The organism is Streptosporangium sp. H13245 (assembly GCF_055690525.1).
The window spans coordinates 17,448-29,787 of sequence record NZ_JBSZKT010000037.1 but is presented as its reverse complement, the minus strand read 5'-3'; the positions used below and the strand labels follow the sequence as shown (position 1 = coordinate 29,787).

The window sequence follows — 12,340 nt, the reverse complement described above, 5'->3', positions numbered from 1 at the left end:
CCATGGGCAACTGTAGAGCCGTCCCACCCGCCGTTGATGAGGCGACAGTGGAGAGCCACGACAAGGCGTTGGCCATCGTGCAACGACTTCTCACCGAGCAGGGAATCCGTGCTCACCGCCATCACACGATCAGTCTCGGGCTGTTCGCCAACAGTGCGGCTGCCTGGCCCGACCAGCCGCCTCTCCGGTCGTGGATGGAGCGACACCCGCCGGAACTGACCGTGAAGGGTCCGCAGGGCTGGCGCGTAGCCACGGTGACCATGGGGGCGCGCTCGGGCAGTTATCTGGTCTCCCTGCGCGACGGCTCCGGCCCTGAGGCGGTGAGAAGTGAGCATCCCGAACAGGTGGTGAAACTGATCCTGGCTGCTCGGGAAATATGACCGTGTACGGCTGGGTCATCCTGGGCGATGCAGCCACCAAGCGCGTCAACGGTCAAGAGGTCGTTGTCACGGCCGGTAAGTCGGGCGACATCGGGGTGGCCATCAGAGCGTGGGAGGACGTTGAACGCCACCGGATGCTGTACGAACTAGGCAACCTGGGGCGCATGGTCGATGCTGCGCTGGCTCGCCTCCAGGTCCACCACCGCACTTCAGGCAGTCGCGGAAAACATGCACCGGAAACGGGCGACACCCGATGACCACTGGTCAGGTACGGCAACACACCTTCCCGTAGTCGCGTTGCCGTACCCGACCAGCAACGACCGTGATCGGGTAACCGTGTCGTTCAGTGGCAACCTGACCCGGAGCGCAGTGCCGCCAGGCGCGAGCACCGGAAGCAGGGCGGCAGAGTCCTTGATCCTCGCTATGGAGTCGTTCCGGATGACCACCGAGTGGAGACGGCCGGCGCAATGCCGAATGGCACCCCGAAGGGGCCGCGAAGCGGTTGGGCCGGCGGTCGGAGCGGCAGGCGGCAGCGCGTACCAGGGGCGGCGGGTGCGTTCGGTGCGGCGGGTGCTCGGTGCGGCGGGCGGCGGGGTCCGGCCGTTCGCGCCGGGCGGGCGCGGGCCGGGACCGGCCGCCAGGGCCGCACGCCCGGTCCCGATGTCCGTCCGGCGCGGGCGGTCGTGCCGCGCCGGACAACGGCGCGGAGCGCTGGCGTCTTAATGAGGCAGGCCGAGCACTTTTCGCGTAACCAGTTCGCAAATCTGATGACCATGTCGCCCCAACGTGGACGGTCAGAGCGACATGGCGTTTACTAGCGTTTTGGCTGTTGCTGATTTTCGTTACTTCGCAGGATCCGCCGTACTCGTGGCCCGGGATTTCCCCTCAAGCTGCACTGTAATCACGGCCTGCACTTACTTTCAGGCGGACGAGTTCGGGGACTGTTTGATCACGTACATCGCGACAAGCGCCGTGACCTGGCTCATGATCTGTGTGATGTCAGTACCGGCATACCCAACAATGGCAAGCGCCAATGCGAGCACGGCCAGGATTCCAGCGGTGAGCACAGAGTGCGAAGGTGGAGGTAGGCTATTCATTGCGACTCCTCGCGTAGGGGTTCGGAGCCGCCCGCGCCTGAGGATGCTCTTGCCAGGGTTAAGCCTCAGGCGGGGCGGTGTCAGATGAACTCTACGCAGAATGCGCCGCCCTCATCGAAGATCAATCTGTCGAAAAAGGGCCGTTTATTGTACAGGTACTTAGCGTTGGTGTACATACACCTTCACTTCAATCGCGCAGGTCAAGAGCACAATGAGCCATAAGTATGCCCTGCTCAGGCACCCTCATAACTTGGATTATGGGGGTGTTGCAACGATCAGTTGCGTTTAAATAACGGTTACTTCTTCGACTATCATATGTATCACTATGTCCGTGTTGCGATGTTTTCGACAGTGCCAGAGATTTGCCATAACGGCTCACGGCCACGGGACGGTGGTCTTCCCCTCCTCGGACACAAACGACTACAGCCGCCATCACTGCGTCGCGCTGACGGCGAACCGGCCGCCATGGCCGCATGCCCGGCCTGCTGGCCGTGCCGGGGCGTGTCCCGCCGTGCGACGGCGCGGAGCGCTGGCGCCTTGAACCAGTAAAGAAACTCTGAGCCAATGCCGGTCCCAACGACCTGTCACAGCAGGAACAGGATGCGGCCGGTCGGTTCGGGATCGGGCTTGTCCTGGAGCTGCTCGGGATCGTGGATGTCGGGGTCGAATCCCTCGGGCACGCTGGTGAGATTCTCGCGGGCGTAGACGGTCTCGAAGCGTTCGGCGTCGGCCTTGATCTCGGTCATCTCCAGAGGGCGGCCGTCTTTGTCGGCGAGGATGCGGCGGATGATCAGGATGGGGCTGCCGACCGACAGGGCCATCAGGTCGCGCTCGTCGGCGTAGGGCATGCGGGCGGTGACGGTGGTCTCCCAGGTGGTGGGACCGCGTCCGTTGGTGATCGTTTCGTAGAACGACGGCGGGGCGAAAGCGTGGACGACGGCTTCGGCTCCGCCCTGTGTGACGGTCGGGGCAGGGATGATCTCCGGGACGGTGTAGGAGCTGATGCCGATGATCAGGCCGGTGGTGGTGTGGCGCCATCGGCTGGAGCGGTGAAAGACCGTGTGGCCGGTGCGCAGGCCAAGGGTGTTGGCGATGTCGCGATTGGCGAAGCTGAACTCACTGCGGCTGTAGATCTGCTGGCCTTCGGCGTCGTCGGCATGCGGGGCGGCGAGCTGGGTCCACCCCCATTGGCGGGCGGTGGGGATGAACTCCGGGTCGGCGATGTCGTGGCGGGGCCAGGTGCCGAGCAGGATCGCGTGGCGGTCGGGAACGGCTCGCACGAAGGTGCCGCGTCCGCGAACCACGCTGACAAGTCCTTCGCCGACTAGGGCTTTGACGGCGTCGCGGACGGTGGGACGGGACACGCTGTAGCGGGCCGACAGGGCGGTCTCACTGGGCAAGGGTGCACCAGGGGTGTAGCGCGCTTCGAGGATGTCGGCGCGTAGCGATGCGGCGATGACTTCCCACAGGGGGCGTTGGGAGTCGGCGAGCCGTTCCTGTTCTTCCGCGCTGAGGTCGAGATCGGCGATGTCGGGTTCGTAGTTGCTGCCGTCCACGGGAACTCCTTCGGTATAGACGTACGTTTCTCTTGTACTACATGTTGACAAGGCATGGCAATGCGCTCACCCTTGTACTACAAGTCGACCGTATGAGTGTGCATGAGGGGATGGTGACCATGAACGACAAGGAGGACAACCACATCACCACCGAACCGAACGGCGCCCAGGGACCGAACTGGTCGGGGCATCCGCAATGGATGATCGACGTGGCACAGCTGCTCAACGATCCCGGCTATGACCGGTGGCGCTCCATGGTGGCGGCAACCGGCGGATGCTCCCACCCGATCCACCTCGCCGGAGAGTCGGCGATCGTCAACGCGACCACGGGCGAGGTGCTGCACGATTACCGCACTACGGATGAGGTGCGTGGGTATCTGCTGGTGGCTTGCGGCAACCGGCGGGCCTCGGTCTGCCCGTCCTGCTCACGCGTCTACCAGGGCGACACCTTCCAGCTCATCCGAGCGGGCCTGTCCGGCGGCAAAGGCACCCCGGAAACCGTCAGCGCGCACCCTCGCGCGTTCGTCACCTTGACGGCTCCCTCATTCGGACCGGTGCACACTCGCCGGGAGAAGAACGGCGCGTTGCGGGCCTGCCGTCCCCGTAACCGCGACACCACCTGTGACCACGGGCGGCCGATCGGCTGCCATGTCCGTCACGAGATCGGAGACGAACGACTCGGCCAACCCATCTGCGCCGAGTGCTACGACTACACCGGGGCAGTGCTGTGGCAGGCACACGCGGGTGCTCTCTGGCATCGCTTCACGCTGGAGATGCGGCGCACCCTGGCCACTGAGGCGGGCATGACCCGCACAGCGTTCGCCAAACAGGTCCGGGTCTCCTTCGCCAAGGTGGCGGAGTACCAGCGGCGCGGCCTGGTGCACTTCCACGCGGTGATCCGCCTGGACGGTCCCGAAGGCAGCACCGACGTTCCTCCCTCCTGGGCTGATCACAACCTTCTCGTGCGGGCGATCGCTCCGGCCGTGCGACGCGTCACCGTTCGCACCCCCGCCAGCGGGCTCGGCCGGTGGGACCTGACGTGGGGCGATCAGCTCGACATCCGGCCCATCGTCGTCGACCAGGGCGCGGGCGGGCTGAGTGAGCGGGCGGTGGCCTCCTATATCGCCAAGTACGCGACCAAGGGCGCGGAGGCATCCGGCACGGTGGATCACCGCTTGTCGTGCCCGGTCTGCAAGGGGCGTGGGCGGCTGAGCCTGACGGCCTCGTGCGGGCGCTGCCAGGGAACCGGGCTCAAGCCGGGCCTGCACCTGGACGCGCTCCCGGTCAGCGAGCACGCCCGGCGCATGATCCGTACCTGCTGGGAGCTGGGCGCGCGACGGGAGTTCACCACCCTGCGGCTGCGGCCTTGGTCGCACATGCTGGGGTTTCGCGGCCACTTTTCCTCCAAGTCGCGCCGCTACTCCACCACCCTCGGCGATCTCCGACAGGACAGGGCGAAACACCGGGCGGCCGAAGCACGCGAGCGGCACGGACTTCCCGCACTGGCCGATGAGAGCACGCTCGTCCTTGGTCACTGGCGCTTCGCCGGGATGGGCTACACCCCCGGTGAAGCGATCATGGCCGAACACATCCGGCACCGCGTCTCCCAGGCCCGCGCCATCGCGGCGAAACGGGAGGACGGTTGACCGCACCCCGACCGCCCGCCGACCGGCGGCTGTATCGCGTCAGCGAAGCCATGTACCTGCTCAGCATGAGCCGCAGCGTGATCTACGAACAGATCCGATCGGGCCGTCTGCGCTCGGTCACCCAGGGCCGGACCCGGCTCATCCCGGCCTCGGCCATCACCGACTACGTGGCACTACTCGAACAGGAAGCGAGGGCATCATGACCACACGACGCAGCCGGGGAGACGGCGGCCTGCACTGGGACGAGACCCGCGAACGCTGGATCGCCTCGGTCACCGTCGGCTACACCCCGGCCGGAAAGCGCATCGTCAAGAAGGCCAGCGGCAAGACCAAGACCGAAGCCAAGGCCAAGCTCAAAGAGATCATCCGCGACTACGACGATGGGCTGGCGAGCGGTCCGGCCAACTACACCGTCGCTGACGCCGTGACGGGCTGGCTTACCTATGGCTTACACGGACGCGCCCCGGACACCGTGGCCAACTACCGGACCCTGTGCGACAAGCACGTCATTCCTGGCCTGGGCGCCCGGAAGCTGCGAGAGTTGAGCGCGGAGGACGTGGACCGGTGGCTCGTGGGGAAGGCCAGGACGCTCAGCGCTCGAACGGTCCGTCTCCTCCACTCGTGCCTGAACCGGGCGGTGAGGTTCGCCCAGTCCCGCGACAAGGTGAAGCGCAACGTGGTGGGCCTCTGCGAGGTCCCCGAGGGGAAGGAAGGGCGACCGTCCAAGGCGCTCACTCTCGACCAGGCGGAAGCCATCCTCAAGGCCGCGAGCGACACCCGGATGCACGCCTACGTGGTGCTCTCCCTCCTCATCGGTGCCCGTACGGAGGAACTGCGGGCACTCGTCTGGTCGGAGGTGGATCTCGACGGCAAGCCGGGCACCGACACTCCCCCATGGATCGCCGTATGGCGCTCCGTACGGGAGGGCGGCGACACCAAGACCCGGAAGTCGCGGAGATCTCTCGCGCTGCCTCGTCGCTGTGTCGAAGCCCTCCGGGAGCACCGGATTCAACAGGCCAGGGAGCAAGAGACGGCGGGCGCGAAGTGGACGGAGAACGATCTCGTCTTCGCCTCCCTCGTCGGCACTCCCCTGGACTCCCACAACGTACGGCGGGCGTTCCGGAAGATCGTGAAAGACGCCGGTCTGCCCGCCAAGGACTGGACGCCTCGGGAGATGCGGCACAGCTTCGTCTCGCTGCTGTCCGACTCCGGCGTACCCCTGGAGGACATCGCGCGACTCGTCGGCCACAGTGGAACCGCCGTGACGGAGACGGTCTACCGGAAGCAGATCCGCCCGGTCCTGCTCGGCGGGGCGGAGGCGATGGACCGGATCTTCACGTGACGGGAGTGATAGTCACTCAGTTAGTCACCCAGAACGAAGAAAGGGTGCCTCCCTTTCGGGTGACACCCTTGCCGACCAGCTAGAACCTGGTCGGGACGACAGGATTTGAACCTGCGACCCCTTGACCCCCAGTCAAGTGCGCTACCAAGCTGCGCTACGTCCCGGTTGTTCGTCGCCCTTGCGGGCTGAACGGTCTTAACCTTAGCGCAGATCGAGGGGGCTTCGCACACGGCGACGCCCGCGAGGGCAGGCGATCGGGTGAAGGGCGGGGACACGTGGGGCGTAAGGCGGTGATCGACCCAGAGAAGCTACGGCGGCTGGCCGGGCAGGGGTTGTCGAACGCGGAGCTGGCCGCGCGGTTCGGGGTGAGCGAGTCCGGGATCTTGCAGGCGAAGCGGGCCGCCGGGCTCTCGAAGCCGATGCTCGATCACTCGCGGGCCATCCCGTGGAAGCTGGACCGCGCGCACGGCCAGTCCGGGCCCGCGACGAACCTGCGGAACCTGTCGTCCGTGGCGCAGGGGCGGGTGATCCCCGCCGAGAAGCTGAACACGGCGCTGCGCTGGGCCGGGCGGCTGGTCGCCTCCGGGATGGACATCTCGTACGAGCCCGGCCGGGGGTTCCTGGAGGTTCCCGCCTCCCCCGGGGACTGGCTCGTCGAGAGAATGCTGAACGAGGCTCGGCAGGCCGTTGACGCCACCGATGTCCCCGAGGTCGTCGACGACCACGCGGAGGAGTGAGCGCGGGGGCCGCGGCCGGAGGTTTGGTAAAGGGATAGTCAGTACCCGGAAAATCCAGGTAAAACATCAAATCCAGACCGAGTAATAGCACGCCACAGATGTCGGCAACCGGTTTCGAGGCTTGACCCTCGGGCAGCGCACGGGTACAAGCGCCTACACAACCGGAGGCAGACATGTCCACCGTGATCTGGGTGGCCGTCGTCGTGGTCGCGGTGGCGGCGATCGTCGCGGTCGGCTATTTCGTGCTGCAGCAGCAGCGCCGACACCGACTTCGCGACCGCTTCGGCCCCGAATACGAACGTACCGTGCAGGAGCGCGAGAACCGGCGCGATGCCGAGCAGGAGCTCATCGCCCGCGAGCAGCGCTTCAGCTCCCTCGACATCCGCGCCCTGGACGCCGGGACGCGCGAGATCTACACGAAGAAGTGGATGGAGGTCCAGGAGCGTTTCGTGGACGCTCCCGGCTTCGCGGTGACGGAGGCCGACCACCTGGTCACCTCCGTGATGGCGGAGCGGGGCTACCCGACCGAGGACTTCGAGCAGCGGCTCTCCGACCTGTCGGTCGCGCACGGCCGCACTCTCGACCACTATCGGCAGGCTCACGAGATCAGCACCCGGGCCGCCCACCAGGAGGCCTCCACCGAGGAACTCCGGCAGGCCATGGTTCACTACCGCGCCCTGTTCGAGGAGTTGCTCGCGGCTCCCGGCAGCTCGGTCAACGGCGACCGGAGCTCCCGGCGGACCGAGACCGACGACCGGGATCCCGCGGTTCCCGCCGATCGGGACGCCCGGCAGACGGGTTCCACCGATCCGGAGACCACCGACGACGCCGAACGAGCCTCCCGACGCGACACCCAAGGACGGTGACCGACATGAACGACCGATTCAACCCGGACAAGGACCGGCTGGTCCACAAGGTGGACGAGGACGACGACCGGACAGTCCGCAAGTTCGACGAGAACGACCTGGACGCGACGCGGCACGGGCAGGACGTGACCCCCGAGTTCCAGGAGCCGCGTCACGGTGACGCCGACCGTACGGACACGGACACCGGCACGCGCGACCCTCTGGCCGCCGACCGCGACGACGTCCTCGTCGTCGAACCGGACGACGACCGGCGTACCGACACCACCGTCACCGGCTCGGACGCCCCGCTCGACGACGACCGGCGCGACCTGCCGGTCGATCCCGAAGGCGGCAGGAACGACAGCCCGTTCGCCCACGCCCAGCCCTCCGCCGCGACCCCGGACACGACGCCGGGTACGCCGGTGACCGGCACCGGCGCGCACGACCCCGTGCCCGGAACGGACTCCCCGGTGGTCCCCGGTTTCCCCGAGAACACCGCGGACCGGCCGGACGACGTGCTCGACGAGGGTACGGGCTTCACCGACGCCGAGCGGACCGACCAGACGCCCGCCGCCACCGCGCCCGCCACGGCCGGGGCCCTGTTCGACCAGGACTCCGACGACGTACGGCGGCGCTGGCAGGAGGTCCAGGCCGGTTTCGTGGACGACCCGCGTGACGCGGTGGAACGGGCCGACTCCCTGCTCGACGAGGTCACGAGTTCCCTCAGGAACGCGTTGGAGACCCGGGCCACCGAACTCCAGGGGCGCTGGAAGAACACCGACAAGAACGACACCGAAGATCTCCGGACCGCCCTGCGTGACTACCGGGCGACTCTGGAGCAGCTCCTGAACATCTCCGCTGGGACGAGGTAACCATGCTTGCGATCGCCGCCGCCGTCGTGTTCGGCCTTGGATTCCTGCTCGACCTGATCAACACCAGGCTCGGCCCGCTCACCGGGACCGGTTTCCTGCTGCTCGGACTCCTGCTCCTCGCGCTGCACCAGGCCGGGATCGGTTCGGCCGGCCCGCGGACGACCACCGGGGGTGGAGGCGGCTGGCGCCGTAGGCGCTAGACCCTCCGGAGGCGGACCCCGCACAGGGGGAACCTGCCTCGGGGGTACGGCCACCGAAACGGGAAGGGCCCCGTCCTTGTGGACGGGGCCCTTCCCGTTCGTCCGCTCCCTTTGGAGACGTCCGCCCGCTCCTCCCGGAAGCGTCCCCCGCTCCCCTCGGAAGCGTCCGTCCGCTCCCCCGGAGACGTCCGTCCGCTCCCCTTGGAGACATTCGCTCGCTCCCCCGGAAACGTCCGCCCGCTCCTTCAGGGGCGTCCATCCGCTTCCCCTGAGGCCGTCCCCATCTGGGAGACACCGCACGGCCTGTCCGGCCCGTACGGCTCCCTGCGCCATCCGGAGGCCCTCCCTCGCCCGGAAGCACCGTCGGTCCAGAGGCATCCGTCCGTCCGGACATATTCACGAGGCTCTCCCATGAACACACGCGCTCCGGGCCCCACGGCGACACGTCAACCCATGTCGACCTGGGGACAGCGCCCGATCAAGGCAGGGGGAACTCCCGGCGTTCACCGTGGGGACGACGGCCTTGGGGCATGAGAAAACCGGCGTCGGTGGCGGTGGTGCGCGCCTCGCGCCGGTGAAGGTGGGAAACAGCCAGTGAAGGTGGGAGACAGGAAAGAGAAGGTCGGGGGGCGGCGCCGTGGGGCGCCGCCCATGATCCCTGCCACGGACCCCGGGCACATCCCGGAGGAAAGCGGGTTCAGACCTTGAACGACATGGTGATGAACGTGCCCGAGGCACCGGTCTCGAACTTGATGTCGGAGCTGACCATCCGGGCCACCCACAGGCCCATGCCGCTGGTCGCGTGCGGTCCGGGAGGCGTCTCCCCCGGGGCGGGTCCCGGGTCCCACCGGCCCTCGTCGTGGATCTCCACGACGAGGGTCCGGCCGACCGTCCACATCCGCAGCACCGCCTTGGCGGTGGTGTGACCGTGGGTGACCGCGTTGGTGGCCACCTCGTTCAGCGCCACCAGGAAGTCGGCGAGGCCCTCCTGGGACATACCGCTCCGCACCGCCTGGGCGGCTGCGAAGTCGCGTACGTCGGGAAGGTCGGGAAGGCAGAAGGCGAGTTCGGCGACAGCGGCGCCGGCGGGGATCATCCGGGAACGGCCGCCACTCGCCGTGAAGCGGGCGGGACGAACACCGTCCTCGTTCACCCGAGATCCGCCTCCCCTGTCCCAGTCCGCCGTTGTCCTCAGCATCCGGGATCCATTCAAACGCACCTTACGCCACGTCCGTTGTCGCCGACTGGGGTGCCCTGTAACGGGCGGTGTATTCAGCATTCGGCGACAAGTTCCTCACGGAGCTGGTCAAGCACCTTCCGCAGGATACGGGAGACGTGCATCTGGGAGATCCCGAATTCCGCCGCTATCTCGGCCTGGGTCATGTTGCCGAAGAAACGCAGCAGGAGGATGTTCTTCTCGCGCTCCGGCAGCTTGTCGATCAGCGGCTTGACCGCCTCGCGGTCCACGAGGGTGCCCAGCGCGTCGTCCTCGTCGGGGATCACGTCGCCCAGCGCGGCCGCGTCGTCGTCGGCGCCGAGGGGGGCGTCCAGCGAGAGCGCGCTGTAGGCGGCGGAGGCGTCGAGGGTGAGCAGGACGTCCTCTTCGGAGATCCGCATCTTCACGGCCAGCTCGGCGACCGTGGGGGCGCGGCCGAGGTCCTGGCTGAGGTCGGCGACCAGGCGGTTCAGCTCGGCCCTGCGCTCCTGGTAGACGCGGGGGACGCGGATGGCCCAGGTGCGGTCGCGGAAGTGGCGCTTGACCTCACCGGTCATGGTGACCACGGCGTAGCCGCGGAAGGGGTGCCCGAGGCTGGCGTCGAAGCCGTTGATGGCCTTCATCAGCCCCACGTACGCGGCCTGCAGGAGGTCCTCCAGCGGCTCGCCGCGGTAGCGGTAGCGGCGGGCGATCTCCATGGCGAGGTGGCGGTGCATCTCGACGATGCGCTCACGCAGACGCTCGGCGCGGTATTCGGAGATCTCAGGCAGGGACATCTCGGCGAGGAGCTCCTCGGCGGTCATGTCGGTGATTGCGAGTGCCTGAACAGACATTGCTGCTCCCTGGTATTACTGTCGGGCGAGCCGACCACGGAAGCAACATCCGGGCAGACGGCATCGCCTCGACCAATTTTTCGAGGCGAGGCCCTCTGCTGGACCTCTGGTTCCAGTATTCCCCCGAATCCTGGAGTATTACTCGCCCCCAGGTAACAGTAAGGTTGCTAATCGAATGGCACGAGGAGGCCCTGAGTGACGGTGTCGGAGAACGGCGAGAGATCGGCAGCCCTGACTCTCACGTCGGCGCTGGTCAGTGGGATCAACGTGATCCGGGTGACGGGTCTGCTTGACGCGACGACGAGGGATCAGTTCGCCGACTACCTGGCGGCGGAGACCGGCGAGCACGGTCTCGACATGGCGCTGGACCTGAGCGGGGTGACCTTCATGGACTCGCGCGCGCTCGGGCTCATCGTCCACCACTGGCAGGTCAGCACCACCGCGGGCGCCAAGTTCGCCCTCATCGGGGTGGAGTACGCCAAGACCAAGGTGATGTGGATCACGGGCCTGGCCCAGCGGCTGCCCCTGTACGACACGATCGACGACGCGATCGCCGCCTTCGGCTGACGGCCGGTCACCCGGCCGTCAGCCGAAGGCTGATCCGTCAGGGGCCGTCAAGGTCCGCCGGGATCCATCAGGGTCCGCCGGGGAAGCCAAGGGGAACAGGGGCTTCGGCCGGTCACCCGGCCAGGGCGGGCCCGTCAGGGGCCGTCAAGGTCCGCCGGGGCCCGTCGGGGAGGCGAGGGCCCTCCTTCGGCCGGTCACCCGGTCGGCCGGGGCGGATCCGTCGAGGTCCGTCAGAGGCCGTCGAGGTCCGCCGGGGTCCGTCAGGGAGGCGGCGATCGCGTCGTCGGGAGCCAGGGCCTCAGCCCTCCTGCTTCGCCTCGCGGTTGCGCTGGTGTTCCTCGACCAGCAGCTTGGCCAGGTCCGCGACCTTCACCTGGTGGTGCTGCGAGATGCGGCGCAGCTCGTCGAAGGCGGCCTCGGCCGAGCAGCCGCTGGACTTCATGATGATGCCCTTGGCCTGGTCGATGATCGCCCGGCCCGCGAGGGCCTCCTGCATCTGGGCCGCGTCGGTGCGGACCTCGTCGTAGTCCCACATGTTGGCGAGGGCCACGCCCACCTGCTCGGCGAGCATCTCCGCCAGCGGCGGGACGTTCCTGGCCGCGAAGACGCCGGGGCGCACCCCGTACATGCCGAGGACCAGGACGGCGTGCTCGATGACGATGGGCATCGCCAGGACCGAGCGGACGCCGCAGCGGACGGCCATACCGGCGTACGCGGGCCAGCGGGGCTCGCGCAGGACGTCCTGGACGATCACGTGGCGGCCGGTGGCGCGGGCCTCGGACGAGGGTCCCTCGCCGATCTCCCCCTCGCTGTCGAGCAGGACGATCAGCTCGCTGTGGGAGGCTGAGACGACCATCCGTTCCTCGCGCCAGAGCTCGGCGGAGCCGCCCGCGCAACCGGGCACGCCGCCTGCGAGAGTGGCTGTGAGACCGCGCAGCACGCTCTCGCTCGACGTTTCCTCGCTGACTCTGCCGAGGACCGCGAGGTCCCGGGCGAGCACGGGGGTGACCATGTCCATCTCGCGACTCACCTTCCCTGTGTCGCTAACT

15 protein-coding genes and 1 tRNA gene are annotated in these 12,340 nt (G+C 67.7%); 10 read left to right on the top strand and 6 right to left on the bottom strand.

The features are described from left to right. Nucleotides 1–47 precede the first annotated feature (47 nt). Together ACW9TB_RS32740 and ACW9TB_RS32735 are read left to right on the top strand one after the other, a co-directional pair. Nucleotides 48–380, top strand: coding sequence for a hypothetical protein (locus ACW9TB_RS32740; protein ID WP_472751970.1), 333 nt, complete (start codon nt 48–50; stop codon nt 378–380). Continuing rightward, the gene (locus ACW9TB_RS32735; RefSeq protein ID WP_472751969.1) at nt 377–637 is read left to right on the top strand and encodes a hypothetical protein; all 261 of its coding nucleotides are present in this window, start codon (nt 377–379) and stop codon (nt 635–637) included. Before ACW9TB_RS32740 ends, ACW9TB_RS32735 begins: the two co-directional genes overlap by 4 nt. A 663-nt stretch (nt 638–1,300) precedes the next feature. On the opposite strand, the gene ACW9TB_RS32730 is transcribed toward ACW9TB_RS32735, so the two are convergent. Both ACW9TB_RS32730 and ACW9TB_RS32725 read right to left on the bottom strand, forming a co-directional pair. Next, nucleotides 1,301–1,447, bottom strand: a complete 147-nt coding sequence (locus tag ACW9TB_RS32730; RefSeq protein ID WP_472751968.1) for a hypothetical protein — start codon at nt 1,445–1,447, stop codon at nt 1,301–1,303. A 614-nt stretch (nt 1,448–2,061) separates the two neighbouring features. Beyond that, nucleotides 2,062–3,033 carry a GntR family transcriptional regulator gene (locus ACW9TB_RS32725; protein WP_472751967.1) on the bottom strand — a complete coding sequence of 324 codons (972 nt, stop codon included), beginning with the start codon at nt 3,031–3,033 and terminating at the stop codon, nt 2,062–2,064. A 119-nt stretch (nt 3,034–3,152) separates the two neighbouring features. Here ACW9TB_RS32725 and ACW9TB_RS32720 point away from each other — a divergent pair, with 119 nt between their 5' ends. From ACW9TB_RS32720 to ACW9TB_RS32710, 3 genes are read left to right on the top strand one after another with little or no spacing between them, the layout of a single operon-like run. Next, complete coding sequence (locus tag ACW9TB_RS32720) at nt 3,153–4,679, top strand: replication initiator (protein ID WP_472751966.1); 1,527 nt, start codon at nt 3,153–3,155, stop codon at nt 4,677–4,679. Then, the gene (locus ACW9TB_RS32715; protein WP_472751965.1) at nt 4,676–4,882 is read left to right on the top strand and encodes a helix-turn-helix domain-containing protein; all 207 of its coding nucleotides are present in this window, start codon (nt 4,676–4,678) and stop codon (nt 4,880–4,882) included. The genes ACW9TB_RS32720 and ACW9TB_RS32715 overlap by 4 nt, the downstream gene beginning before the upstream one ends. Next, entirely contained in the window at nt 4,879–6,021 is a 1,143-nt protein-coding gene (locus tag ACW9TB_RS32710) for a site-specific integrase (RefSeq protein ID WP_472751964.1), read from the top strand. Before ACW9TB_RS32715 ends, ACW9TB_RS32710 begins: the two co-directional genes overlap by 4 nt. Before the next feature lie 87 nt (nt 6,022–6,108). On the opposite strand, the gene ACW9TB_RS32705 is transcribed toward ACW9TB_RS32710, so the two are convergent. After that, nucleotides 6,109–6,185: transfer RNA gene (locus ACW9TB_RS32705), tRNA-Pro, on the bottom strand. 126 nt (nt 6,186–6,311) lie between these two features. On the opposite strand from ACW9TB_RS32705, the gene ACW9TB_RS32700 reads away from it, so the two are divergent. The 4 genes from ACW9TB_RS32700 (at nt 6,312) to ACW9TB_RS32685 (ending at nt 8,675) form a co-directional block, all read left to right on the top strand. Continuing rightward, nucleotides 6,312–6,758: a hypothetical protein gene (locus ACW9TB_RS32700; protein WP_472751963.1), complete on the top strand. Its 447-nt coding sequence runs from the start codon at nt 6,312–6,314 to the stop codon at nt 6,756–6,758. Nucleotides 6,759–6,931: 173 nt separating this feature from the next. Continuing rightward, nucleotides 6,932–7,624 carry a hypothetical protein gene (locus tag ACW9TB_RS32695; protein ID WP_472751962.1) on the top strand — a complete coding sequence of 231 codons (693 nt, stop codon included), beginning with the start codon at nt 6,932–6,934 and terminating at the stop codon, nt 7,622–7,624. Between the two features lie 5 nt (nt 7,625–7,629). Next, on the top strand, nt 7,630–8,475 hold the full coding sequence (locus tag ACW9TB_RS32690) for a hypothetical protein (RefSeq protein ID WP_472751961.1): 846 nt from the start codon (nt 7,630–7,632) through the stop codon (nt 8,473–8,475). A 2-nt stretch (nt 8,476–8,477) separates the two neighbouring features. Further along, nucleotides 8,478–8,675 carry a hypothetical protein gene (locus ACW9TB_RS32685; protein WP_350967358.1) on the top strand — a complete coding sequence of 66 codons (198 nt, stop codon included), beginning with the start codon at nt 8,478–8,480 and terminating at the stop codon, nt 8,673–8,675. Nucleotides 8,676–9,372: 697 nt separating this feature from the next. Here the strand turns inward: ACW9TB_RS32685 and ACW9TB_RS32680 are convergent. Next, a complete protein-coding gene (locus ACW9TB_RS32680) occupies nt 9,373–9,873 on the bottom strand; it encodes an ATP-binding protein (RefSeq protein ID WP_472751960.1) in 501 nt (166 codons plus the stop codon). 74 nt (nt 9,874–9,947) lie between these two features. Further along, nucleotides 9,948–10,724, bottom strand: coding sequence for a SigB/SigF/SigG family RNA polymerase sigma factor (locus tag ACW9TB_RS32675; RefSeq protein ID WP_472751959.1), 777 nt, complete (start codon nt 10,722–10,724; stop codon nt 9,948–9,950). 195 nt (nt 10,725–10,919) lie between these two features. Between ACW9TB_RS32675 and ACW9TB_RS32670 the strand changes: the two genes are divergently transcribed. Next, nucleotides 10,920–11,291, top strand: coding sequence for an STAS domain-containing protein (locus ACW9TB_RS32670; protein ID WP_329093567.1), 372 nt, complete (start codon nt 10,920–10,922; stop codon nt 11,289–11,291). Between the two features lie 298 nt (nt 11,292–11,589). Here the strand turns inward: ACW9TB_RS32670 and ACW9TB_RS32665 are convergent, their stop codons facing one another. Next, entirely contained in the window at nt 11,590–12,309 is a 720-nt protein-coding gene (locus ACW9TB_RS32665; RefSeq protein WP_472751958.1) for an ANTAR domain-containing protein, read from the bottom strand. Between the last annotated feature and the right edge of the window lie 31 nt (nt 12,310–12,340).